We start from the raw sequence: 24041 nt of genomic DNA on the forward strand, positions 1-24041 counted from the left end.
GGACTCTGGTCAGGCCTGCAATGCGTCCAGATCGAGAGTGACAGCGAACGGGCGCTCCACGTCCACCGTCCCACCCTCGGCGTGCCGGACCAGCCGGTAGCTCGTGCCATCCAGCTCGTAGACGTCGAGAACGGCGGCGGGCCCCGCGATGTCGAGGATCCAGTAACTCATGATGCCGGCCTCGGCGTATTCCGACAGCTTGGTCCCCCGGTCCCGGCGACCCGATCCAGGCGAGACGATCTCGACGGCGAGCTTCACGTCGCTGGCATGAAGGCGCTTCGGATCGGCACCGATGACGGCCAGGTCGATGATCGACAGATCCGGCTGCCGCACGGTTGCAGGGAAGGTGCGGTCGATGAGCACGTCCATCACGGTGATGGCGACCGAACCAGCATCCTGGACTACCGGCCCCAGCGTGATCACCAACCTGGAAAGTGCCAGTTGGTGCCCGAACGCCGGGCTCGGGCTCACCTGCAGTACCCCCTCGACCAGCTCCGCCCATCGGTAGCCCTCTTCAGGCAGTTCGTCTCCCTCTGCGAGCGTCAACAGATGATCCGGCAGGTTCATCATCGTCATGACCGATCGCCTCCAACGCATCCGGTGCGGTCGCCATCTCGCTTGCACGAGCGTATCCAGTCACGGCATGAAAACGGGGGGTCTATCCACAATCGGCTGTTCAGCGACCCGGCCTCACGGCTCCTGCGAGTACAGGCGGCTGTAGACGCCGCCCCGGGTGAGCAGGTCCTCGTGGGTACCGATCTCGGCCACCCTGCCGTGATCCATGACGACGATCCGATCGGCGCGGGACGCGGTGGTGAGCCGGTGTGCGACGACGATCGTGGTGCGGCCCCGGGCCAGCCGGTCCGTCGCGGCGAGCACGGCCGCTTCGGCCGCCGGGTCGAGCGCTGCCGTGGCCTCGTCCAGGAGCAGGAGCTCGGGGTCGACCAGCTCGGCGCGGGCCAGCGAGATCAGCTGCCGCTGTCCCGCCGACAGATTCCGTCCGCGCTCCTCGACCTGGTGGTGGAATCCGCCGCGCAGACCGGCGATGGCGCCGATCGCCCCGACCGCGCGGGCGGCTGACTCGACGTCGGCGTCGGAGGCGTCCGGCCGGCCGTAGGCGATGTTGTCGCGGACGGTGCCGGAGAACAGGTGCGGCTCCTGTGGCACCACGCCGAGCTGCCGGCGGTACGAGCCCAGTTCGAAGTCGCGAACGTCCACGCCGTCGATCAGGATCGCGCCCGACGTGACGTCGTAGTAGCGGGCGATCAGCTTGACCAGCGTCGATTTGCCGGCACCGGTCGGGCCGACCACCGCGATGGTCTCGCCCGGCACGATGTCCAGCGTGACGCCGTCCAGCGCGGCCGCCGCTCCCGGCTGGGCGGTCGAGTACTGGAAGCCGACGTCGACCGCCGAGACCCGGCCGGCCAACGGCGGCGCCTGCACCGGTCGGGCGGCCGCGGGGGTCGAGGTCGGGGTGGACAGCAGGTCACCGATCCGGCTCAGTCCGACGGCGGCCTGCTGGTAACCGTCGAAGATCTGCGACAGCTGCTGGATCGGGGAGAAGAACGAGTCGAGGTAGAGGACGAACGCCAGCAACGTCCCGGCGCTGACGGCTCCGGTGACCACCCGGTGCGCACCGACGCCCAGTACCAGCGCAGCTGCCAGTTCGCTGAGCAGCGCGACGAACGGGAAGTAGAGCGAGATAGCCGTCTGTGCGCGCATTCTCGAACGGCGGTAGTCCTCGCTGCGAGCGGCGAACCCGGCGGCGTTCGTGTCCTGCCGCCCGAGCGCCTGGGTGATGCGCATCCCGGAGACGTTCTCCTGCAGGTCGGCATTGACGATGCTGACCTTCTCCCGCGCCTCCGTGTAGGCCTTGGTCGAGTACCGGCGGAAGAAGATCGTCGCGACGAAGAGCGGCGGGAGGACGGTGAAGGCCAACAGGGCCAGCCCGACGTTCATGAACAGCAGGATGATCGCGATTCCGCCGAAGGTGGCCAGCGAGACCACCGACGTGACCAGCCCGGTCTGCAGGAACGACGACAACGCATCCACATCCGTCGTCATCCTGGTCATGATCCGTCCGGCCATCTCGCGCTCGTAGAAGTCCAGACCGAGGCGTTGCAGGTGCGCGAACTCCCGGATGCGCAGGCCGTACAGCACCGTCTCGCCGGCCTTCCCGGTGACGATCAGCTGGGAACGCTGCACGAAGTAGTCGACCAGCACGATCAGCAGCGAGACCGCGGAGGCGATCCAGACCACGCTGATCACCCCCTTGGACACACCGCTGTCGATGCCGTGCTTGATCAGATAGGGAAGTGCGAGCGCGGCCAACGCATCTGCGGCGATGAGCACCAGCGCCACGATCAGCAGGGCCCGGACCGGCCGTAACGTCCGGCTCAGCGAGAGCCGGCCGAGCACCGGAACTCCGCCGACGGTCGCAGGTTCATCCTTGGTCGGCGACCGCGGGACGATGAGGTCCTCCTGGAGTTCGGGAGGTGGCGGGTCGGTGGCCGGCGGCAGCGCGTCGACCCGGGCGAGCAGTTCCGGGGTGGCCGGTAGCGACCCCAGCATGCCGCCGAGACCGCCTCCGGTTGCGCCGCCGCCACCGGCCCTACCACCGCGGCCACCGCCGACCCTGATGCCAGCGCCTCCGGCTGCAGCGTTCAGCGTCCGGTCGACGGGGCCATCAGGTACCTCCGGCCACAACTCCGGGGTGACGAAGGAGCGAGGCGGGGACTTCGAGGTTCTCAGCGCGGTGGAATCCGCCCCCGGCTCGTCCGGATCGGGGACCGCGACGATCGCCGCCGCCTGGTCGATGTGGTCGTCGTCCCCCCCGAGCAGTTCGCGGTAGGGCTCGCACCGCTGCATCAGCTCCTCGTGCGTGCCGGTGTCGACGATCCGCCCGCCGACCACCATGGCGACCGTGTCGGCCAGGGCCAGCGTGCTGCGGCGGTGGGCGATGAGAATCGTGGTCCGGTCGGCCGTCAGCCGATGGAGCGTGCTGTGGATGGCCGCCTCGGTTGCTGGGTCGACCGCGCTCGTGGCGTCGTCGAGGACCAGCACTCGTGGGTCGGTGATCATGGCCCTGGCCAGAGCGAGCCGTTGACGCTGACCGCCGGACAGGGTGAGGCCGCGCTCGCCGATGACGGTGTCGTAGCCCTCGGGCAGCGCGAGGATGAACTCCTCCGCCTCGGCTGCTCTGGCGGCCGCCCTGATGTCGTCGTCGGTGGCATCAGGGCGGCCGTAGGCGATGTTCGCGCCGATCGAGTCGGAGAACAGGAACGCTTCCTCGAAGACGACTCCGACGCTCTGCCGGAGGTCCGCCAGAAGGAACCGTCTGATGTCTGTGCCGCCCAGCCGGATCGTCCCGGACTGTCCTTCGTAGAAGCGCGGGAGCAGCAGCGACACGGTGGATTTACCGGAGCCGGAGGCACCGACCAGGGCGACCGTCGAGCCGGCGGCCACGTGCAGGGTGAAACCGTCGAGCACAGGTTCGTCGTGGGTGTAGCCGAACCACACGTCTTCCAGGGCGACGTCCAGCGGGCCGTCCGGAACCTGTTCGGCAACACCCAGCGGGTCGGTGATGGCGGCGCGGGAGTCGATGATCTCCATCACCCGCTCGACGGAGGCCCTGGCCTGCTGACCGAGGATCAGCAGGAACGACAGGGTCCTGGTCGGGGCGACCAGTTGCGAGAGGTACAGATTGAACGCCAGGAAGGTGCCAATGGTGATCGAGCCGTTCAGGGCCAGATATCCGCCGAGCGCCAGCACGCCGACCTGGCCGAGCGAGGTCATCGCGACCAGGCCCGGGTTCAGTCTTGCGGTCAGCCGGACCGCTCGCATGCGGTCGGCGTAGAGCCGCGCAGCACCCCGACGGAGCCGGCCGACCTCGCGGTCCTCCTGGCCGAATCCCTTCACCACTCGGACCCCGGTCACGTCCTCCTCGACGATCTCGGCGACCTCTGCGGCCGATTGCTGCGCCGCCCAGGTGGCCGGGAAGAGGGTGGTCCTGGTCGCCCTGGTCAGCAGGTAGACGGCGGGTACCGTCAGCAGGGCGGTGAGGGTGAGCAGCGGTGACAGCACGATCATGATCGCCAGGGACGCCACGAACAGGACCACCTGGCCCGCTGACAACGGCACGATCGCCAACAGCCCCTGCACCACCTGCAGATCCGATGACGCGCGCGACACCACCTGCCCGGTCCGCAGGGCGTCCTGGGCGGCGCCGTCGAGCCGGGCCAACGCGGCGAAGACATCCTGCCGAAGATCGTGCTGGACGTCGAGGGACAGCTTGCCGCCCGCCCATCGCCTGATGAACGAGGACACGAATCGGATCACGGCCAGGATGACCAGGGCGGTGATGATCAGCGGTAGGCCGGAGGTGCGACTGGCCTTGGCGTGGTCGATGGCGAAGCCGGTGAGCAGCGGCGTCAGGGCTCCGAGTCCAACGCCTGCAAGCGCCGAGAGACCGGCCATCCAGGTGACGCGCGGGTGCCGACGGCAGTAACCCCACAGACGCCGGATCCAGCCGATCGCAGCCTTGGGGTCGGCCGGACGGCTCTCGACCGGCGGACGCGAGGTCGGAGTGTGGGTGTCGGTCTGGGTCACGGGTGGCACTTCGCCACCGTAACCATCTGTACCGACAGTGAGGCGGGCCGAAGGCATGCACCGAGACCGACACGCGGGCCCGGTGAGGGTCCATCTGCCAGAAAGGCGCGCTAGTTGAAGCTGCTGCCAGAGGCGTAGAGGCCGACTCCGATGACGATCAGTACCACCAGCAACGCGACGGCGATGATGCCCAGCACCAGCCCTGCCATTGCCGAACCGCGATTGGTCGCCTCGCCCCGCTTGGCCCGCCCGAGTCCGACGCCGCCGAAGCAGATCGCGAGCACGCCGAGGACGAACCCGGCATAGACCGTCCAGGACAGGACGACGCCGATGATGCCGAGGACGAGTGCGGCGGTGCCGAGGCCGTTGCGCGGCGCCGGGTATCCGCCGTAGCCTGGCTGGCCGTAGGCGGGCTGGCCGTAGGGGCCCTGCGGGTAGCCCAGTTGTCCCGGAGCCGGCTGCGGATAGCCGGGTGGTGGGTAGCCGGTCACCTGGGGATAGGCGGGCGCCTCGGTCGGGTAGCCCTCGGTGGGGTAGCCCTCGGCCGGGAAGGCTCCGGTCGGGAAGGCCCCGGGCGGGTAGGCCCCGGTTGGTTGAGCTCCGGTCTGATCGCCCCCGGTCGGATATCGCTTGTCGGGCGTCGTCATCGTCGGTCGTCCCCCTCTGCTGTCGGTTCACCTGGCGTGCAGCGCACCGAGCATATCGGTGCCGACCTGCGGGTGCCGAGAATCCGACCGGCGGTCGTCGACACCGACCACCGGGCCGCAGTCGATCCGTCAGGCCTGGCCTACCGTGCGGTCCCGGTCAGCCGAGCGATGACCGCGCGGTGATCACTGCCGCCCACCCGGACCGTTCTGGTGCCGAGCACCGAGAACCTGCCGTGCAGCAGGATGTGATCGATGGGCGCGGCAAACACCGGCGGGACCCTGGCCGGCCAGGTGCCTTCGGCGCCTCGGGAAGCCCGGACGGCCGCGTCGAAACCGGGCGACACGTCACGCAGGTCCTCGTGGTCGACGGTGGCGTTGAAGTCGCCCGCGACGATCGAGTGCGGGTGGGCCCGCAACAGGTCGACGGCCGCCGACACGTCATGACGCCACCGGCCCAGGCCGACCTCGGGCATCGGGGCTCCCGGATGGACGGCCGCCAGCGTCGGTCCGCTGCCGTCGACGGGAACCGCCAGGACCGCTCCGAGCCACATCTGCGGCGCCTCCCGCTGCTCGTAGACCCCGAGTGCTTCGCTGACGAGCAGGCTGGTCGTGCTCAACGGGTTGGTGTCGTCCACGCTCGTGCTGAAGACCTGGAACGGATGACCGAGCGCCCGCAACAGCCGCGCTGTCTCGCTGGCAAGACCGGCGGTCGTCTCCGGCAGCATCACGACGGCAGCATCGGCTGACACCAGCTCGGCCGCGACGAGCGAGATGATCTGCAGTGGGGTCGCTGCTCCGCCCAGGGTGTTCAGGGTGACGACGGTGATCTCGGCGCGCCCAGGTGCTTCCGGCTTGGCCCAGCCGCGACGCGCCATGATCGCCAGTTGGCCGAGGCCGGCGGCGACGAGAGTCACTCCCGTGACGGACCCGGGTGACGGAGATCTGTTGCGTCGCCGGGACAGCAGCAGCGTGCCCGCCCCCGAGGCCAGCAGGCCGGCCGACATCGGCCCACGAAAGGAAAGTGCATGCAGCAGAACCGGAGTCGTCGACAGACCGACCTTGGCCGGGTCGAGCATGACCGCGGCGCCGGCGCCCAGTCCCAGCAATCCGGCCGTGCCCAGGTTTCGTCGATTCCCGGTCCTTTCCACCTGGCCGGTGCGCCGGGAGTTCATGATCCGCATGACGGCCAGCATGCCAGGGTGAAACGATGTGCCTGTAGAAGTTGCCTGGTTCCACGCCCGTCGCCCGCTGCCGATCGTTTCCGGTCGACGGCCGCAGATCATCCTCCGGAGGCTTTGCATGTCCGAAACCGTTGCAACGCAGCAGGACAGGGAGTATCTCGCCGCGGCCGTCGCAGCGGCCAGGGCCGGCCGCGCCGAGGGTGGTATTCCCATCGGTGCGGCCTTGATCGTCGACGGCAAGGTGCTGGCCACCGGGTCGAACAAGCGCGTACAGCAGGGCAGCGCCATCCGGCACGGTGAGACCGATTGCCTGGAGAACGCCGGACGCCTTCCCGCGAGCGTCTACGCCAGGGCGACCATGGTGACAACCCTGTCGCCTTGCGACATGTGCACGGGTGCGATGCTGCTCTACAAGATCCCGCGCGTCGTCATCGGGGAGAACCGCACCTTCTACGGGGGAGAAGATCTGCTCCGCAGTCGCGGAGTCGCGGTGGTGGTCATCGATGACGACGAGTGCGCGCAGATGATGACCGACTTCATCGCCGCCGAGCCGTCCCTGTGGAACGAGGACATCGGCGAGCGGGACTGACCCGGACGATTCCTCGTCGGGATCGGCAATGGTGCGTCAGCCGCCGATCGTCGTCAGCCACAGATCGGCGTAACGACGACCGTCGACGGCGAGCGCCACGTCGATCATCGTAGGCTTGGTGGAGTGCGGATCGGCCTTGTGGTCGCCCGTCCAGGTGCGCCGATCCACCAGGGTCTGGCCGCGGGCGAATCCATTGCCCAGCTCCACCCGGACGCCGAAGCGCTGGGTGGTGAGCCCGTCGGGATCCACGACGGCACAGACGGTTCCGGCATCACCGATGGTGGCCTCGTCCTGACCGAAGATGTCGCAGGCGAACCTGATCAGCGAACCGGCCAGCTGGGCCGCCGGGTCGAGACCGCTTCGCAGGGCGGCTGCCTCGTCCCGGGTGACCACCACGTCGTTGAAGACGTCGAGCCCGTACATGGTCACCGGGATGTCCAGGTCACCGGCCGCGGTCAACGCGATGGCCGCGGCTTCCGGGTCATGCCAGATGTTGAATTCCGCTGCGGCAGTGGCATTCCCGCCCGACGCCGATCCGCCCATGAAGATGATCCGCTCGATTCCGGCGGCCACCTCCGGGTGGGTGCGAAGCAGCAGCGCGATGTTCGTCAGCGGTGCGCTCGGGACGAGGGTGATCCTCTCACCGGTCCCGACCGCGCCCATCAACTCCCGGCGGAGCAGTTCGACCGCGGGCAACGGGCTCATCCGCCGGTCGGACGGGCGGGAGAAGCCGCCGAGCCCGTCGGCGCCGTGCACGTGGCTCGCATCCGCCGGCGGTACCAGCATCGGGCGAGCTGAACCGCGGGCCACCGGGATGTCCGGCGCGCCCGCCGCATCCAGCACGTAGCGGGTGTTCGCGGCGACCTGGTCGACACCGGTGTTGCCTGCCACGCAGGTGACCGCGCGCAGTTCGATGCCCGGATGGCGCACGGCGAAGAGCAGGGACATGGCGTCGTCGATACCGGTGTCCACGTCCATGATCACCGGGATCGGATTCATCGGGACCCGCCCGACGACCCGGTTCCGTCGGTCCGCTGCTGACGGGCGGCCCGCAGTTCGGCCTCCATCAGCCGGGTGGCAGCTCGAGCCTTGGACACCCGTTTGCCGCGCTCGATGAGGACCGCCACCACCGGGATGGCGATAGCCGCCGGGATCAACCACCACTGCCAGGAGGTCTGCAACGTGATGAGCGTCGCAGCGATGAAGAACAGGATCATCGACCCGACCAGCAGGATGTGCGTCGTGAACGGCACGTTGGACTTCAGCAAATTCTCGTTGTCGGCGCTCAGAGCACCCGCGGAGTGGCTGAAGGACGGTTGCGGATTGGTCGAACGGGGTTCGGAAGAAGGCACCAGGACAGCGTGCCACGGCTGCTCGTCGGCCCGCGTATTGCATGGCTTGGTCCTGACGCTGGAGCCCTTCACCGGCTAAGCTACTGGTCAGTAACTTACCGACCGACACACCGAAAGGCGGGGCAGGATCATGGACATTGCAGTTCTGGTCAAGCAGGTTCCTGATACGTATTCCGAGCGGAAGCTGCGGGAGTCGGATTGGGTTTTGGATCGTGATTCTTCTGATGCGGTGATCGATGAGATCGATTCCAAGGGTGTGGAGATCGGTTTGCAGTTGACCGAGGCTCATGGGGGGTCGGTGACGGTGGTGACGATGGGTCCGGATCGGGCGAAGGAGACGTTGCGCAAGGCGTTGGCGATGGGGGCGCACAAGGCGGTGCATGTGCTGGATGAGGCGTTGGCCGGTTCGGATGCGTTGCAGACGTCGGCGGCTCTTGCGGCGGCGTTGAGGACGTTGGAGGTGGACGTGATCATCACGGGCAATGAGGCGACCGATGGTCGGACGGCGTCGATGCCGGCGATGTTGGCGGAGCGGTTGGGGTGGGCGGCGGTGACGTCGGTGACTCACGTGTCGGTGGAGGGGTCGGTGGTGTCGGCGCAGCGGGTGGTGGAGGGTGGTGCGGCGCGGGTGTCGGCGTCGTTGCCGGTGGTGTTGTCGGTGAACGAGAAGGTCGGTGAGCCGCGGTATCCGAATTTCAAGGGGATCATGGCGGCGAAGTCGAAGCCGGTGTCCATCTTGTCGGCGGCGGATCTGGGGTTGGATGCGGGTTCGTTGGGGTTGGCGAACGCGTCGACGCAGGTGGTGTCCGGTGCTCCTCGGCCGCTGAAGTCTGCTGGGGAGAAGGTCACCGATGATGGTGAGGCCGGCAACGGGATCGCCGAGTTCCTCGTCGCACAGCGACTTGTCTGAGATTGCTTGTCTGAGATCGTTGGGAAAGGTCGTTGGTCATGAGTGATGTGTTGGTATTGGTGGAGCATGCCGATGGCGGCGTGAAGAAGCTGACCGTCGAGCTGTTGGTGGCGGCGGCCAAGTTGGGCACGCCGGTGGCCGTGGTGGTCGGCTCCGCGGGGACTTCGGCCGCGTTGGCCGCGCAGCTCGGCGACGCCGGTGCGAGCAGGATCTTCGCGGCCGAGTCGGTCGATCCGGGTGAATTGTTGTTGACTCCGCAGGTGGCCGCGCTGCAGGCGGCGGTTGGCGCCTGCGAAGGGCCCGCGGCCGTGTTGGTGGCGGCGACGTTCGACGGTCGGGAGATCGCCGGTCGGTTGGCGGTGCGCCTGGATTCCGGTCTGCTCGCCGACGTGGTGGACGTGGCGCTGGAGGGCGGTGTGGTGGTCGCGACGCAGTCGGTGTTCGGTGGCGCCTACACCACCCGCTATCGGGTGACCCGCGGTGTGCCGGTGATCTCGGTGCGCGGCAACGCGATCGAGGGTGAGCCGGTGCCGGTGGCAGCTCCGGACCTGGTGGCGTTGGAGACCTCGGTCGATGCTGCCGCGGCCACGACGGTGTCGCAGTGGTTGCCGGAGGAGAAGGGTGATCGCCCGGAGCTGGGCGGCGCCAAGATCGTCGTCTCCGGCGGCCGCGGTGTCGGCTCGGCCGACAACTTCCACGTCGTCGAAGAACTCGCCGATGTGCTCGGCGGCGCCGTCGGCGCCTCCCGCGCGGCGGTGGACTCCGGGTACTACCCGCACCAGTTCCAGGTCGGCCAGACCGGCACCACCGTGTCCCCGCAACTGTATGTGGCCCTGGGGATCTCCGGCGCCATCCAGCACCGCGCCGGGATGCAGACGTCCAAGACGATCGTCGCGGTCAACAAGGACACCGACGCCCCAATCTTCGAGATCGCCGACTACGGCGTCGTCGGCGACCTGTTCACCGTCGCCCCGCAACTCGCCTCCGCCGTCAAGACCCGCAAGGGCTGACCTGACCCGCGCATACAGGCTGATCTGGCCCGCGCATACAGAAGTCCCCGGCGCATATAGAAATGCCCGGAAATGGCGAAAATCCGCCCTTTCCGGGCACTTCTATATGCGCGGGTCGGCCGGGCGCGGTCGGCCGGGCGGGTCCGCCGGGCGCGGGTCGGCCGGGCGCGGTCGGCCGGGCGGGTCCGCCGGGCGCGGGTCGGCCGGGCGCGGGTCGGCCGGGCGGGTCCGCCGGGCGGCGCGCGAGCCGGGCCAGTGCGACCGGGGCGAGGCCCAGCCCTGACCGCAGCGGGAGAGGTTCACGCACTGGTCATCGGACGGACGCGCAGGATTCGGCGAGATCACCTGGACGCCTTGCACACTCTGTAGACCGTGACCACTTCAGAGTTGCTGCTCGAAACCGCCGATCCAGGTCAACCGAACGCCACGGGGTACCGCGTCACGCTCGCCGCGGACGCCATCGATGTGATTGCCGCCCAACAACTCCGATACGACGTGTTCACCAGGGAGTGCGGCGCCGTCACGCCCGGACCGGACGGGCTCGATGTCGACCGGTTCGACGATCTGTGCGACCACCTCATCGTTCGCCGTCGCAACGCCGAGATCTATCCCCGTGGAGAGGTTGTCGCCACCTATCGGCTGCTCCCACCCCACGCCCACGACACCGACCCCCGGTCCAACGCCCTCTACTCCCACACCGAATTCGACCTGTCGGCACTGGAACGACTGCTGGACAGCACGGTGGAGGCCGGCCGGTCCTGCGTGGCCGCGGAGCACCGTGGGGCAGCACCGATCTCGTTGCTCTGGGGTGGCATCGCCAGGTACATGCAACTGACCGGCTACCGGTACCTGATGGGGTGCGCCTCCGTGGGTCTCGCCGACGGGGGTGGGAATGCCGCAGCCTTCGCCGATCTCGTCCTTGACAAGCATCTCGCGCCGGCCGACCTGCGTTGCAGACCGCACCTCGAATTCGTCACCGACGGCATCCCGAGGCCGCGGCGCGCGGTCGTCCCACCTCTCCTGCGTGGCTACCTACGACTCGGCGCCGTGGTCTGTGGACCCCCGGCGTTCGACAACGCCTTCGGCACAGCCGATTTCCTGGTGCTGCTCGACATGCAGCGGCTCGATCCGCGGTATGCCCGCTTCTTCCTCGGCGACAGCTGGGCGAATGCCCAGCGGGGAACGACCGCATGACGGGCACCCTCGGGCAGGCTGTGCAGCCGAGATGCCTCTCCCCGGAGTGCACCTCGGACTGCGCCATCCGACCGACGTCCTCCGTCCCGTCGATGCGACAGGCCCGTCGGGTCAGCGCCCTTGTCGTCGCGACCGGCGTCGGCGTCATTTTCCTCGGCGCCGTGGCTGTCATCCCTGGTAGCGGGCGCGATCGGCGCGGAGCCTGGGCCCTGCAGCGGGTGTCGCGGTGGGTTCTGCGCGCCGTCGGGGTTCGACTGGTGGTGACCGGAGCCCCGCGGTCCGGACCGAGTCTGGTGGTGGGGAACCATATCTCGTGGCTGGACATCCTCGCGCTGTCCGCGTCGGCACCGATGCGGATGGTCGCCAAGTCCGAGGTGGGCACCTGGCCGATCGTGGGCGGCGCTGCGAGACGGACCGGAACCCTGTTCCTGCAGCGGGATCGGCTCCGTGAGCTACCGGATGCAGTGGCGGCCATGACGGCGGCGCTGCGGTCGGGCGCGCGGGTCCAGGTGTTCCCCGAAGGCACCACCCGGTGCGGAGGAGCGGTGAACCCGTTCCGGCGGGCCGCCTTCCAGGCGGCGATCGATGCCGGCGTGGTGGTCTCCCCGGTCACCGTCTCCTATCGGGGACCGCGGGGCTGCGCAGCCACGACGGTGGCCTTCGTCGGCGACCAGACCCTCGCGGACAGCATGCGCCGGGTGTTGTCCGCGGTGGACGTCACCGTCGAGCTCACCTGGCTGCCGGCGATTCCGGCCATTGCCGGTACCGGCCGGGACCACGTCGACCGGGCGGCAGTGGCGCGCCTGGCCCAGAACGCGGTGGCCCGCAAGCTCGGCGTGCCCGTCGTCACCGGGATCTCGGCGGTGCGAAAGGAGACGACAGCGTCACCCCGCGAGATCGTGGCCAATCCGGCGAGCACCGCGGCCTGAACACGGGAGACTGCTGCGCCGACAGCACGGTGACCCTGCACCGACCCAGTCGATCCGGAGGGTGCGAGGTCCCCAGGGCCGATCCGGAATGCGGCTCGCGCGTGGAAGGCGGAGGTCGCCGAACTGCGTGCACTTCCACCCCAGGAACCCGACGACGACCCGGCCGCGATCGCCATCCCGTCATCATTGGTGGACGCGCACTGATCCGATCAGGCGGGCCGCCGTGGTAGGAATCCAGGCGCATCCGATCGACGGGGCGGGCTAACCTCCGCGCATGGAACTTGTGGTCCGCACCATCGTCGAGTCCGAGATGACGGAGTTCTGCCGCGCCATGGGCGTTGGATTCCTCCGTCCGCCGGGCGATGACCAGGCGGAGGCCGATGCGCGCCGGGCGTCGATGTACTGGGACCGCACGGTGGCAGGGTTCGACGGCGAGACCATCGTCTCGACCCTCCGATCCTTCCCGGTCGCCATGACGTTGCCGGGCGGTGCCGAGCTGCCCAGTTCGGCGATCACTGCCGTGAGCACCTCGGCCACCCACCGACGGCGAGGGCTGGCCTCCCGGATGGTGACGGCGGAACTCGAGGCGGCAAAGGCGCGCGGTGAGGGGGCCGCCGTCCTGCACGCGTCGGAGTGGCCGATCTACGGGCGCTACGGGTTCGGCTCGGCGACCCGGGCCTGCACGCTGCTCGTGGACAGCTCCGTCGCCCGCCTGCGGGTGCCGGTGGCGGGCACCGCCGAGATCGTCGACGTCGACACCGCCAGGTTGCTGCTCCCACCCCTGTACGACGCGCACCGTCTCCGCAGCCCGGGCGAGCTGTCAAGGGACGCCAGGTTTTTCGACATCGACCTCGGACTTCTCCGTTATCCCAGCTGGGGGCCGCCGAAGCCCGGGTACCACGTGGTGGTGCGCGATCCGCAGGGCACCGTGGTGGGAATGACCCGCTACGAGCTGGAGGATCGCTGGGAACACAACCGGCCCCGGATGACGGTCAAGACCTCGCTGTTCGTCGCGTCCGAACCGCGCGGAACCGCGCTGCTGTGGCAGTACCTGACGGACATCGACCTGGTGACCGAGATCAGGGTGGAGACCAGGCCTCTCGATGACGGGCTCGAGTTACTGCTGGTCGACGGCCGGCACGTCCGTCAGGAGGATGCGACGGACCTGCTCTGGATCCGGTTGCTGGATGTGCCCGCAGCGCTGGGTGCGCGGCGCTACCTGCGCACCGGCCGCGTCGTGCTCGAGGTGGTCGACAACCTTGGCCTGGCCGGCGGACGGTTCGTCGTCGAGGCGGACGAGCACGGAGCCGGGTCCTGCGTGGAGACGGGGGAGACGCCGGATCTGACGCTGGACATCAGCACCCTGTCAGCATCATGCCTCGGCGGACGGAGCCTGGTGACCCTGCACGGCGCCGGTCTGGTGGAGGTCACCGATCGGAAGGCGTTGCTCACAGCGGACGCGATGTTCCGGGCCGAGGTCACACCGTGGTGCACCACCCACTTCTGAGGTGTTGCACCACGGTGTGCGCCGTCGGAGATCAGCCGGTCTTGCCGGCCAGCGCCACCAGGACACCGGCGAAGGCAAAGTACTTGTTGGAGCCCAGGTCCTTGATCGTCTTGATGCCGAGCTCGGCCAGGATCGTGTCGTGCCGCTCCGTCAGGCCGGCCAGGGCCGATGGTGGCGCGGCGAGGATCTCGTCGAGGGTCTTGTCCTCGAATGCCTTGTCGAGGCCCTTTGAGAGGTTCACGGAGACTGCCACGGTGTACGTCCTTTCGTGAGGTCCAGCTGCCCCGTCCGCCGTCCGACGGCCGGATCACGAAGTCTGCGCTGACGCGGTGATCCCGGCAACATCACGGTCCCGATACGGGGGCATTTCCTCTGCTGTTCACCTCGTGAGTGTGGGAACGCCGGGGAGCGGCCTACGCTGGTCGGTGATGACCTACCTCGATCACGCCGCCACCACCCCGGTCCTACCGGCAGTGGTCGCCGCGATGACGGCTGCGATGGGTCATTGCGGCAACGCGTCCTCCCTGCACACCTCCGGGCGAGCCGCCCGCAGAAGCGTCGAGGAGTGCCGGGAGTCCATCGCCACCGAACTCGGGGCGCGGCCCAGCGAGGTCATCTTCACCTCCGGGGGCACGGAGTCGGACAACCTTGCGGTGGCCGGCATCTACCGGGCCAGGGCCAAGGCCGACCCGGCCCGCCGCCGTATCCTGGCGTCGCCGGTCGAGCACCACGCCGTCCTGGACGTGCTCGAGCATCTCGAGGCCGACGAGGGCGCCGTCATCGGGTGGTTGGAAGTCGACGACTACGGCCGGGTGCACGCCGACACGTTGGCCGCGGCCATCAACGAGAACCCTGCCGACGTCGCTCTCGTCACCGTGATGTGGGCCAACAACGAGGTGGGCACGGTCAATCCCATCCGCGAGCTCGCAGTGGTCGCCCACACCCACGGCATCCCGATGCATTCCGACGCGGTACAGGCCCTCGGCCAGGTACCACTGGATTTCCAGGCGAGCGGCGCGGACGCCGTCACGGTGACGGGCCACAAGGTTGGCGGGCCAACAGGTGTCGGTGTGCTGCTGCTGTCGCGTGAGGTCGCAGTGGTGCCGATCGTGCACGGTGGCGGACAGGAGCGTGGGGTCCGGTCCGGCACTCTCGACGTCGCGGGCATCGTCGGTCTTGCGGTGGCGGTTGCCGATGCCCAGGCGCACCGCCTCGAGCGGTCCGAGTTCCTGACGGGTCTGCGGGACGAGCTGGTCGACGGCATCACCTCGATCGTGGAAGATGCTGTGCTGGCCGGTGATCCGGGTCAGAGCCTGGTCGACGGCGGACCGTCCCGTCTGCCCGGCAACGCCCACGTGCGGTTCCCCGGCTGCGAGGGCGACTCGCTGCTGATGCTGCTCGACGCCCGTGGGATCGAGTGCTCGACCGGTTCCGCCTGCACCGCCGGAGTCGCCCGGCCCTCGCACGTATTGCTGGCGATGGGGGTGCCGGAGGACGAAGCACGTGGTGCGCTGCGCTTCTCGCTCGGACACACGTCGACAGCTGCCGACGTCCAGGCGGTGCTGGCAGCGATCGGACCGGTGGTCGAGCGGGCCCGGAAGGCCGCGATGGCCGGAGCGAGGCGTCGGACGTGAAGGTTCTCGCGGCGATGAGCGGCGGTGTCGACTCGGCGGTGGCGGCGGCACTGGCCGTCGATGCCGGCCACGAGGTCACCGGGGTGCACATGGCGCTGTCCCGTCAGCCGGGGACGCTGCGCACCGGCTCCCGGGGATGCTGCACCGTCGAGGATGCCTTCGATGCCCGTCGGGTCTGCGACCTGCTCGGAATTCCCTACTACGTCTGGGATTTCAGTGCAGAATTCGCCGAGAGCGTGGTCGACGACTTCCTCGCCGAGTACGCCGCCGGCCGGACCCCGAACCCCTGCCTGCGGTGCAACGAGAAGATCAAGTTCGCCGCCCTGCTGGACCGGGCCATCGCGCTCGGTTTCGACGCAGTCGCGACCGGACATCACGTGAAGCTGGTCGACGGCGTGCTGCACCGGAGTGCCGATGCGGCCAAGGACCAGTCGTACGTCCTGGCGGTGCTGACTGCGGATCAGTTGTCCCACACCATGTTCCCGCTCGGCGAGTGGACCAAGGACCTGGTCAGGGCGGAGGCCGGACGTCGGGGGTTCGCAGTCGCCGCCAAGCCCGACTCGTACGACATCTGCTTCATCCCGGACGGCGATACCCACGGCTACCTGGTCGAGAAGCTGGGCGCCCAGCCGGGTTCGGTCGTCGACTCGGAGACCGGTGAGGTGCTGGGCGAGCACGACGGGTTCTTCGCGTACACCGTCGGCCAGCGCAAGGGTCTCGGCCTCGGGCGGCCGGCGGCGGACGGAAAGCCCCGCTACGTCCTGGGTATCGAACCGGTCAGCGGGACCGTCAAGGTGGGACCGGTGACGGGCCTGGATGTCTCGGTGATCACCGCCAACCGCGTCGTCTTCTCCACCGGGGTCGCGCCGCAGTTCCCGTTGCGCACCGTCGCCCAGGTGCGGGCGCACGGCGGCAATGTCGAGGCCTCGGTCGACCTGGTCGACGGGCACCTCCGGCTGACGCTCGACGAGACGATCCGCGGGATCGCCCCCGGCCAGACGGTTGTCCTCTACGACGAGAGCGACACCTTCGTCATCGGTGCCGGCACCATCATCAGGGCCGGCTGACCGATGACGCAGAACCCGTTGGTGTCGAACAGCAGTGCGTGGGTGACGGACCGCCCGGTCGAGCTCGTGGTGGGGACGTTCGAGGCGGGACCTCCGCCGGAGAAGCGCAGCTGGCACGTGGGGATCGCCACCGGGATCGGTTCACTGCCCGGCGATTCGCCCGACGAGGCCGCCCGGATGGTGGCCGGCGAGCTGCCCGATCTGCCGTATCTCGCGGAGCTGCCCGATCGCGGCGTCGGAGCCGACATGGTGGGCCGGACCGTCGGTCTGCTGGTGGACATCTTCGGCGAGGTGGTGCCGTCCGGCTGGCGCGTCACCCGCCGTCCGGGCCGGGATACCCGCCGGGCCAAGGACTTCATGGAGTGGGACCTCGACGCGGCCACCGAGCAGTATGCCGGCGCCGACTGGGTCAAGATCCAGGTGTGCGGGCCGTGGACCCTCGCGGCGCAGGTCGAGGTCGCCTCGGGCAACCGAGCCCTGGTCGACGAGGGTGCCGTCGACGACCTGGCCGCTTCCCTCGTCCAGGGCGTGCTCGACCACCTGGCCGAGCTCGGACGCCGCCTGCCGGGCACGTCGTTCGTGGTCCAGCTCGACGAGCCCGCCGTGCCTCTGGTGATCGCCGGCGCACTGTCGACGCCCAGCGGGTTCGGCACCGTCCGCGCAGTGGATCGGTCGCGGGTCGGACACGTGCTGGAGTCCGTCACCGACGCCCTGGCTGCGTTCCCGTTGATCGCACACTGCTGCCACCCCAACGCGCCACTACGTCTGCTCAAGGCCTCCGGCTTCGGTGCGCTGTCCATCGATTTCACCGAGATCGGGACCGCAGCGGCCAGACTCGACCCGATCGGCGAGCTCGTCGAGGCCGACACCACGCTGCTGGTCGGACTGCTTCCCGGCGTCGAGCCCAAGGGTCGCAAGAAGGAGCTGAAGGACTGGGCGACACCGGTTCTCGGGACGTTCGACCGTCTCGGGTTCCCGCGGGAGACGTTGTCGGGTCGGGTGGTGCCCACGCCGACCTGTGGCCTCGCCGGCGCCGGCGACGACTGGGCCCTCGAGGCCATGAAGTTGTCCCGCGAACTGTCCCGCGCCTTCGAGGACCTCCCCGAAGGCTGGTGAGCCTGTCGTAGCATCGGCCGGATGACCGACTGGGATGTTCCGGCTCTGCTCGCGGCCGCAGGCGCCCGCCTCGGGCGGGAACTGATCGCCGTCGGTGAATCGCTGGGCGGTAGCCATCGGTCGCTGGTGCTGCGAGTCGGGCCGGCAGGTTCTGCCGGACCCGGGACGATGTTGATCAAGGCCTTTGATCCGCTCAGCGGTGCCGACGGTTTCGCCCGTGAGTTCGCCGCGTTGACGGTGCTGGAGGGTCGGGCGGAAGCGCCTCGACTGCTGGCGTGCCTACCCGAGCACCACCTCCTGGTGATCAGTGACCTCGGACCGGGCGGATCGCTGGCCGATGCCCTTCTCGGTACCGGGCCGTCGAGGGCGGCGGCGCAGTTGCTGAAATGGGCGTCGGCGATCGGCGCGCTGCACCGCGACACCCGTGACGTGGGGGCTGCTTTCCATCAGGAGCTGCAATCCGTCGGTGGGGAGGTCCTTGTCGACCCGGAGAGCCCGGAAGCTGCGTTGGAGTCGACGGCGGACGGGCTGGTCGACCTGCTCGCCGATCTCGGGGTGGCGTTCGGGACGCCGGAGCAGGACGAACTCCGGAGACTGCGGCCGACCACCGATGCCTTCGCCCTGAGTCCGTCGGACGCCTGCCCCGACAACAACATCGAGGTCGACGGCCGACTCGTGCTGATCGATTTCGAAGGGGCCACCTTCCGTCATATCACCTGGGATGCAGCCTATCTGCGAGTTCCGTGGCCGTCGTGCTGGTGCTGCTGGCGGATCGAGCCCGGGGCCGCCGACGCTGCACTGGATATCTGGCGGGACGCCGTCGAGCCGAGCTTCCCCGTCGTGCGGACCCCCTGGTTCGAGTCCGACCTGGTCACCGCGCAGATCGGCTGGTCGATGGTGTCGACGATCTGGTTCCTGACCAGAGCCCTCGACGGCGACCCGCCCCCGGAGAATCCCCTGATGCGCGGCAAGATTCCGCCGCGGCGCTCGATGATCCAGCATCGTCTGTCCGAGGTCGTCAGGCTGAACTCGCCGGACCACCCTGCACTGACCGACCTCGCCGGCCGCTTGCTCGCCGCATTGCACGAACTATGGGGACCGACGCCGCTGGCCCTCGCGCCGGCGTTCCGATCGGTGCCGCGCGGATGAACTGGCCGCGGGTTCGGCACTGCGCGGATGAACTCATCGACCCGTGCCCCACCAGTCCCAATCCGGTCGAGTTGATCCGCGCGGGGTTGGTTGATCCGCGCGGGGCGGCGCCGACTGATCACAGGTGGCCCATGATGCGGTCGACGGTCATCAGCAGGACCACGCGGGTCGGGTTGACGCGGGGCTCGCGGTAGCGCTCGGCGTAGCGGCGCACGGCCTCGGCGACGTCCTCGGGATCGCGGGAGACCCGCACCGGCCCTTCCAGGGTCAGCCAGAAGCGGCCGTCGATCTGGCAGATCGCCCCGCGTGCGCCGTTCCGGTCGGCGTTGCGGACCTTCACCGACCCGTCGTTGGTGATCACCCGAGCCAGGCCGTGCCCGTCGAAGGTGAATCCGACGGGCACCACGTGGGCACTGCCGTCACGGCGAGAAGTGGTGAGGGACGCCAGGTGCCGCTGGGTCAGGAACTCCACGGCGGTCTCGGGCAGGGCACGGGGATCGAATCGCACTCGCCCAGCTTGTCACCGATCCCCTTTGCCCGCGCCGGACCGGGCAGGCAGGCGGCCGAACACAGGACGTTAGACCGTGACGCGCAACGGCGCCAGAGCGGCCTCGACCTTGGCCAGTTCGCCGAACATCAGGTTCGCGGCCTGGATGTTGCCGTCGGTCGGGACGAACTCGCCGTCGACGATCTGCGGGAACACCATCGGCAGGGCGACGCCCTCGGGGATGGGGAACATCTTCAGCACCGGCGCGACCTGGCGGATGTCGTGGGCGGCTCGCGCTCCACCGGTGAGTCCGCCGTAGCTGACGATGCCGAGCGGCTTGTAGGACCACTCCGCCGCGAGGCAGTCAAGGGCATTCTTCAGCGGCGCCGTCATGGAGAAGTTGTACTCGGGCGTGACGAAGACGAAGGCGTCGGCCGAGTCGACGGCCTCGGACCAGGCGATGGTGTGGGCGTGGATGTACTTGCGCGCCCGCGGGTGGTTCGGCTCGTCCAGGAACGGCAGGTTGATCTCGGCGAGGTCGAGGATCTCGACGGTGTCGAAGCCGCCGTGCTCGATCGCAGCCCGGGTGACCCACGTGCCGATCGGCAGACCGATCCGGCCGGGACGGGTGGAGGCGATGAGGACCTTGAGCGTTGCCATGGTGATCTCCTGGTGATGTTCGGCCAGCGCAGCCCCCGCGCTCGGCCCTGCGATCTTAAATTGCAATGACACGTCAACTATGCCTCTGCGAGTCTCGCATACAAGTCCTGGATCAGTAGAAGCCGTTGTGATCTGCACGACCTGCGCGGCCTGTCGGTACTGCTGGCTACCCTGCGGTGGTGAGTGAAACCAGTCCAACCCCGCCCGACGTCGTTGACATCGGTGTCCCGGCCGACAGCGCGCGGCGCCATGCCGGCCTGTCCGAGCAGATCACCGATCTCCAGTTCCGCTACTACGTACTGGACGCGCCGACGATGTCGGACGGCGAGTTCGACGTCCTGCTCGGCGAACTGCAGGGCCTGGAGGACGAATACCCCTCGCTCCGCACGCCGGATTCCCCGACCCAGCGGGTTGGCGGCGCGGGCTTCTCCACCGGGTTCTCCTCCGTCGAGCACGCCGAGCGGCTGCTGAGTCTTGACAACGTGTTCTCCGCCGACGAACTCGCGGGTTGGCTCGAGAAGACCGCGCGGGACGCGGGCGCCGAGGTCAGCTGGCTGACCGAGCTGAAGATCGACGGACTCGCCATCAACCTCACCTACGAGAATGGCCGCCTGACGCGCGCGGCCACCCGCGGTGACGGCCGTGTCGGCGAGGATGTCACCCTGAACGTCAGGACCATCAAAGACATCCCGCATCGCCTCGCCGACGACGGCGGTCACGACATCCCCGAACTGGTCGAGGTCCGCGGTGAGGTGTTCTTCCCGCTCGCGGGATTCGCCGACCTCAATGCGAGTCTGGTCGCAGCCGGGAAGGCGCCGTTCGCCAACCCGCGCAACTCCGCTGCCGGGTCACTGCGCCAGAAGGATCCGCGGGTCACCGCCTCCCGCCCGCTGACCATGCTGTGCCACGGGATCGGGGCCAGGAAGGGCTTCGACATCACCCGCCAGAGCGAGGCCTACGAGCGGCTGCGCGCGTGGGGACTGCCGGTATCCGACCACAATCTGGTGCTGCATTCGCCGGCGGAGGTGGCCGCCAGGGTCGCCTACTGGAACGAGCACCGCCACGACGTCAGCCACGACATCGACGGACTGGTGGTCAAGGTCGACGAGATCAACATGCAGCGCCGCCTCGGCGTGACGTCGCGGGCGCCGCGCTGGGCGATCGCCTACAAGTACCCGCCCGAGGAGGCCACCACGCTGCTGCTGGACATCGTGGTCAACGTCGGCCGAACCGGCCGGGTCACCCCGTTCGCGCAGATGGAACCCGTGCTGGTCGCTGGGTCGACGGTCAGCCAGGCCACCTTGCACAATGCCCAGGAGGTCGTCCGCAAGGGTGTGCTGATCGGGGACACCGTCGTGCTCCGCAAGGCCGGTGACGTCATCCCGGAGATCCTCGGGCCCGTGGTGGAGCTGCGCGAAGGACGTGAGCTGCGCGCGTTCGTCATGCCGACGCACTGCCCGGAGTGCGGGACGGAGCTCCGCCCCATGAAGGAGGCGGACATCGACATCCGTTGTCCCAACTCCAGATCGTGCCCTGCGCAACTGCGCGAGCGGGTGTTCCACCTGGCCGGTCGCGGGGCCTTCGACATCGAGGGCATGGGGTACGAGGCGGCGACCGGTCTGCTCGCCGCCGGGGCGATCATCGACGAGGGCGACATCTTCGACCTGACCGACGAGGCGCTCAAGAAGGTGCCGATCTTCTTCCGCGCCAAGGACAGCGATCTGACGGAGATGGGCCGCAAGCTGCTGGTCAATCTCGAACGCCGCAAGGATCAACCACTCTGGCGGGTGCTGGTGGCCCTGTCGATCCGGCACGTCGGCCCGACGGCGGCCCGTGCGCTGGCCGGCCACTTCACCTCGATGGACCGGATTCGTGAAGTGGCCACCGACGAACGGCAGGACGAACTGGCCGCGGTGGACGGTGTCGGCCCGACGATCGCCGCGGCCGTGACCGAATGGTTCAAGGTCGACTGGCACCGGGCGATCGTCGAGAAATGGGACAGGGCCGGGGTTCGGATGGCGGACGAGGTCACGGATCGGCCGGAGCAGACACTGGCCGGCCTGTCGATCGTGGTCACTGGGTCGCTGGTGGATTTCAATCGTGACGAGGCGAAGGCCGCCCTGCTCGAGCGCGGGGCGAAGGCTGCGGGTTCGGTGTCGGGGAAGTCGGCGTTCGTGGTGGTCGGGGAGAGCCCGGGTTCCAAGTACGACAAGGCCGTCTCGCTGAAGGTACCGATTCTGGACGAAGCCGGGTTCAAGGTGCTGCTGACGCAAGGCCCCGACGCGGCCAGGGCGATCGCACAGATCGGCGAGGTCGAGCCGGCCGGCGAGCCCGCTCCGGACGGCGTGGTTGCTCCGGCCGGCGAGGCCGACGGCACCGCTCCTGACAGCGGGGTATCTGAGCCCGCCGGGACCCAGCCGACGGAGTCGTCGTCCTGACGGCGAACGGGATCCTGATCGCCGGCACGTCCTCCGATGCCGGCAAATCTCTGGTGACGACGGGGATCTGCCGGTTCCTGGCGCGGCAGGGGCTGAAAGTCGCTCCGTACAAGGCGCAGAACATGTCGAACAACTCGATGGTCTGCCGCGACGGATCGGAGATCGGCCGCGCGCAGTACCTGCAGGCCCAGGCCGCCCGCGCGGAGCCGGAGTCGGCGATGAACCCGGTGCTGCTCAAACCCGGGTCGGACCGTCGCTCCCACGTCGTCGTGCGGGGCAAACCGGACGGTGTGCTCGAGTCCGGCGAGTTCGCCACCGGGCGGAAGCACCTGGCCCTGGCGGCCTTTGCCGCCTACGAGGAACTGCGCGACAAGTATGACGTCATCGTCTGCGAGGGCGCCGGATCGCCGGCGGAGATCAACCTGCGGGCCGGGGACTACGTCAACATGGGGCTGGCTCGACGCTTCGGGCTACCGACGCTCGTGGTCGGCGACATCGACCGCGGCGGCGTCTTCGCGTCGTTGTTCGGGACCGTCGGACTGCTCGATGCCGACGACCGCGCCTTGATCAAAGCCTTTGTCATCAACAAGTTCCGGGGTGACGAGCGGTTGCTGAGGCCGGGACTGGACCAGCTCACCGAACTGACCGGTGTGCCGTTCCTCGGGGTGCTGCCGTGGTTGCCCGAGGTCTGGCTGGACGGCGAGGACACCCTGTTCGTCGGCCGCTGGGGCGCCCGGTCCGGCGAGTTGCCGACCCGGGCGCTCGAGATCGCGGCCGTCCGCTTCCCGCGGCTGTCCAACGCCACCGACCTGGACGCGCTCGCCTGCGAGCCCGGGGTCAGCGTCACCATGACCACCGATCCCGCGGTCCTGCGATCCGCCGACGTCATCATCCTGCCCGGTTCGAGATCGACCGTCTCCGACCTGGAATGGTTGCGCCGCATCGGGCTTGCTGCCGAGGTCCGCTCGGCGGCCGCGGCCGGGCGTACCGTCGTCGGCATCTGCGGTGGCTACCAGATGCTCGCCCGGACCATCGAGGACGACGTCGAATCCACGTCAGGTCGGGTGGAAGGATTGGGCCTGCTGCCGACGACGGTGACCTTCGCGGCGCAGAAGCAGTTGGCGCTGGTCGACGGATCGTGGGAGGGTCACCCCGTTCGCGGCTACGAGATCCACCATGGGGTGGCCTCTTTCGACCCCGCCGAGCCCGACGGGCCGGCTGCCGAACCCGGCGAAGCGGCTGCGGCGGGTGGCCCGTTCCTGGACGGATGGCGGCAGGGGAGTGTCTGGGGCACCATGTGGCACGGCACGTTCGAGAACGACGACTCTCGTCGGGCCTTCCTACTCCGTGCGGCCGGCACCGCCGGCGTCTCCCTCGAACCGGCGGAACTTTCTGCTGCGCAAGGCTTTGCGGACCGGAGGGAGGCGATGATCGACCGGCTCGCCGACGCGGTGGCGCAGCACCTCGACACCGACATGCTGCTGAGCCTGGTCGCCGACTGACGACCGGCTGCACCGGCCACCCCGCGGCTGAGGTCCGGTTCTGATCTGATCAGGGGCGCGC

At 68.9% G+C, this 24041-nt stretch carries 21 protein-coding genes; 12 read left to right on the forward strand and 9 right to left on the reverse strand.

Annotated elements, in window-relative coordinates; all coding sequences use genetic code 11:
- Positions 1-9: 9 nt before the first annotated feature.
- The 4 genes from ABIB25_RS03515 to ABIB25_RS03530 form a co-directional block, all read right to left on the reverse strand.
- Positions 10-576 (reverse strand): Uma2 family endonuclease, encoded by a 567-nt coding sequence (locus tag ABIB25_RS03515; protein WP_354527043.1) that lies wholly within the window; start codon positions 574-576, stop codon positions 10-12.
- Positions 577-690: 114 nt separating this feature from the next.
- On the reverse strand, positions 691-4608 hold the full coding sequence (locus ABIB25_RS03520) for an ABC transporter ATP-binding protein (protein ID WP_354527044.1): 3918 nt from the start codon (positions 4606-4608) through the stop codon (positions 691-693).
- 110 nt (positions 4609-4718) lie between these two features.
- Positions 4719-5255 carry a DUF4190 domain-containing protein gene (locus ABIB25_RS03525; protein ID WP_354527045.1) on the reverse strand — a complete coding sequence of 179 codons (537 nt, stop codon included), beginning with the start codon at positions 5253-5255 and terminating at the stop codon, positions 4719-4721.
- A gap of 140 nt (positions 5256-5395) precedes the next feature.
- Entirely contained in the window at positions 5396-6436 is a 1041-nt protein-coding gene (locus ABIB25_RS03530) for an endonuclease/exonuclease/phosphatase family protein (protein ID WP_354527046.1), read from the reverse strand.
- 118 nt (positions 6437-6554) lie between these two features.
- Between ABIB25_RS03530 and ABIB25_RS03535 the strand changes: the two genes are divergently transcribed.
- Complete coding sequence (locus tag ABIB25_RS03535) at positions 6555-7025, forward strand: nucleoside deaminase (protein ID WP_354527047.1); 471 nt, start codon at positions 6555-6557, stop codon at positions 7023-7025.
- A gap of 36 nt (positions 7026-7061) precedes the next feature.
- On the opposite strand, the gene ABIB25_RS03540 is transcribed toward ABIB25_RS03535, so the two are convergent.
- Positions 7062-8024 (reverse strand): nucleoside hydrolase, encoded by a 963-nt coding sequence (locus ABIB25_RS03540; RefSeq protein WP_354527048.1) that lies wholly within the window; start codon positions 8022-8024, stop codon positions 7062-7064.
- Positions 8021-8377, reverse strand: a complete 357-nt coding sequence (locus tag ABIB25_RS03545; RefSeq protein WP_354527049.1) for a hypothetical protein — start codon at positions 8375-8377, stop codon at positions 8021-8023. The genes ABIB25_RS03540 and ABIB25_RS03545 overlap by 4 nt, the downstream gene beginning before the upstream one ends.
- A 130-nt stretch (positions 8378-8507) precedes the next feature.
- Here ABIB25_RS03545 and ABIB25_RS03550 point away from each other — a divergent pair, with 130 nt between their 5' ends.
- The 5 genes from ABIB25_RS03550 (at position 8508) to ABIB25_RS03570 (ending at position 13927) form a co-directional block, all read left to right on the forward strand.
- On the forward strand, positions 8508-9287 hold the full coding sequence (locus ABIB25_RS03550) for an electron transfer flavoprotein subunit beta/FixA family protein (RefSeq protein ID WP_354527050.1): 780 nt from the start codon (positions 8508-8510) through the stop codon (positions 9285-9287).
- A gap of 38 nt (positions 9288-9325) precedes the next feature.
- A complete protein-coding gene (locus ABIB25_RS03555; RefSeq protein WP_354527051.1) occupies positions 9326-10297 on the forward strand; it encodes an electron transfer flavoprotein subunit alpha/FixB family protein in 972 nt (323 codons plus the stop codon).
- 372 nt (positions 10298-10669) lie between these two features.
- Complete coding sequence (locus ABIB25_RS03560) at positions 10670-11491, forward strand: GNAT family N-acetyltransferase (protein WP_354527052.1); 822 nt, start codon at positions 10670-10672, stop codon at positions 11489-11491.
- Complete coding sequence (locus ABIB25_RS03565; protein ID WP_354527053.1) at positions 11488-12420, forward strand: lysophospholipid acyltransferase family protein; 933 nt, start codon at positions 11488-11490, stop codon at positions 12418-12420. The genes ABIB25_RS03560 and ABIB25_RS03565 overlap by 4 nt, the downstream gene beginning before the upstream one ends.
- A 274-nt stretch (positions 12421-12694) precedes the next feature.
- The gene (locus ABIB25_RS03570; RefSeq protein WP_354527054.1) at positions 12695-13927 is read left to right on the forward strand and encodes a GNAT family N-acetyltransferase; all 1233 of its coding nucleotides are present in this window, start codon (positions 12695-12697) and stop codon (positions 13925-13927) included.
- A 31-nt stretch (positions 13928-13958) separates the two neighbouring features.
- Here ABIB25_RS03570 and ABIB25_RS03575 read toward each other — a convergent pair whose 3' ends face one another.
- Complete coding sequence (locus tag ABIB25_RS03575; protein ID WP_354527055.1) at positions 13959-14180, reverse strand: hypothetical protein; 222 nt, start codon at positions 14178-14180, stop codon at positions 13959-13961.
- Between the two features lie 175 nt (positions 14181-14355).
- On the opposite strand from ABIB25_RS03575, the gene ABIB25_RS03580 reads away from it, so the two are divergent.
- The 4 genes from ABIB25_RS03580 to ABIB25_RS03595 are packed head-to-tail and all read left to right on the forward strand — an operon-like array spanning position 14356 to position 18893.
- A complete protein-coding gene (locus ABIB25_RS03580) occupies positions 14356-15561 on the forward strand; it encodes a cysteine desulfurase family protein (RefSeq protein ID WP_354527056.1) in 1206 nt (401 codons plus the stop codon).
- Complete coding sequence (mnmA, locus tag ABIB25_RS03585) at positions 15558-16628, forward strand: tRNA 2-thiouridine(34) synthase MnmA (protein WP_354527057.1); 1071 nt, start codon at positions 15558-15560, stop codon at positions 16626-16628. Before ABIB25_RS03580 ends, mnmA begins: the two co-directional genes overlap by 4 nt.
- 3 nt (positions 16629-16631) lie before the next feature.
- Entirely contained in the window at positions 16632-17744 is a 1113-nt protein-coding gene (locus ABIB25_RS03590) for a uroporphyrinogen decarboxylase/cobalamine-independent methonine synthase family protein (RefSeq protein WP_354527058.1), read from the forward strand.
- Between the two features lie 21 nt (positions 17745-17765).
- Positions 17766-18893, forward strand: a complete 1128-nt coding sequence (locus ABIB25_RS03595; protein WP_354527059.1) for a phosphotransferase family protein — start codon at positions 17766-17768, stop codon at positions 18891-18893.
- Positions 18894-19011: 118 nt separating this feature from the next.
- Here ABIB25_RS03595 and ABIB25_RS03600 read toward each other — a convergent pair whose 3' ends face one another.
- The gene (locus ABIB25_RS03600) at positions 19012-19401 is read right to left on the reverse strand and encodes a pyridoxamine 5'-phosphate oxidase family protein (protein WP_354527060.1); all 390 of its coding nucleotides are present in this window, start codon (positions 19399-19401) and stop codon (positions 19012-19014) included.
- 69 nt (positions 19402-19470) lie between these two features.
- Positions 19471-20040, reverse strand: coding sequence for an NADPH-dependent FMN reductase (locus ABIB25_RS03605; RefSeq protein WP_354527061.1), 570 nt, complete (start codon positions 20038-20040; stop codon positions 19471-19473).
- A 179-nt stretch (positions 20041-20219) separates the two neighbouring features.
- On the opposite strand from ABIB25_RS03605, the gene ligA reads away from it, so the two are divergent.
- Positions 20220-22478: an NAD-dependent DNA ligase LigA gene (ligA, locus tag ABIB25_RS03610; protein WP_502919740.1), complete on the forward strand. Its 2259-nt coding sequence runs from the start codon at positions 20220-20222 to the stop codon at positions 22476-22478.
- Positions 22475-23980, forward strand: coding sequence for a cobyric acid synthase (locus ABIB25_RS03615; RefSeq protein WP_354527537.1), 1506 nt, complete (start codon positions 22475-22477; stop codon positions 23978-23980). The genes ligA and ABIB25_RS03615 overlap by 4 nt, the downstream gene beginning before the upstream one ends.
- Positions 23981-24041 lie beyond the last annotated feature (61 nt).

It is taken from the genome of Nakamurella sp. UYEF19, from assembly GCF_040546275.1.
In the GTDB taxonomy this organism is placed as follows: Bacteria; Actinomycetota; Actinomycetes; order Mycobacteriales; family Nakamurellaceae; genus Nakamurella.

Bases quoted from the DNA above. Each gene is read 5' to 3' on its own strand.
- ABIB25_RS03515 (WP_354527043.1), bottom strand. From the start codon at position 576: ATGACGATGATGAACCTGCCGGATCATCTGTTGACGCTCGCAGAGGGA.
- ABIB25_RS03525 (WP_354527045.1), bottom strand. From the start codon at position 5,255: ATGACGACGCCCGACAAGCGATATCCGACCGGGGGCGATCAGACCGGA.
- ABIB25_RS03530 (WP_354527046.1), bottom strand. From the start codon at position 6,436: ATGCGGATCATGAACTCCCGGCGCACCGGCCAGGTGGAAAGGACCGGG.
- ABIB25_RS03535 (WP_354527047.1), top strand. From the start codon at position 6,555: ATGTCCGAAACCGTTGCAACGCAGCAGGACAGGGAGTATCTCGCCGCG.
- ABIB25_RS03540 (WP_354527048.1), bottom strand. From the start codon at position 8,024: ATGAATCCGATCCCGGTGATCATGGACGTGGACACCGGTATCGACGAC.
- ABIB25_RS03550 (WP_354527050.1), top strand. From the start codon at position 8,508: ATGGACATTGCAGTTCTGGTCAAGCAGGTTCCTGATACGTATTCCGAG.
- ABIB25_RS03555 (WP_354527051.1), top strand. From the start codon at position 9,326: ATGAGTGATGTGTTGGTATTGGTGGAGCATGCCGATGGCGGCGTGAAG.
- ABIB25_RS03565 (WP_354527053.1), top strand. From the start codon at position 11,488: ATGACGGGCACCCTCGGGCAGGCTGTGCAGCCGAGATGCCTCTCCCCG.
- ABIB25_RS03570 (WP_354527054.1), top strand. From the start codon at position 12,695: ATGGAACTTGTGGTCCGCACCATCGTCGAGTCCGAGATGACGGAGTTC.
- ABIB25_RS03580 (WP_354527056.1), top strand. From the start codon at position 14,356: ATGACCTACCTCGATCACGCCGCCACCACCCCGGTCCTACCGGCAGTG.
- ABIB25_RS03590 (WP_354527058.1), top strand. From the start codon at position 16,632: ATGACGCAGAACCCGTTGGTGTCGAACAGCAGTGCGTGGGTGACGGAC.
- ABIB25_RS03595 (WP_354527059.1), top strand. From the start codon at position 17,766: ATGACCGACTGGGATGTTCCGGCTCTGCTCGCGGCCGCAGGCGCCCGC.
- ABIB25_RS03605 (WP_354527061.1), bottom strand. From the start codon at position 20,040: ATGGCAACGCTCAAGGTCCTCATCGCCTCCACCCGTCCCGGCCGGATC.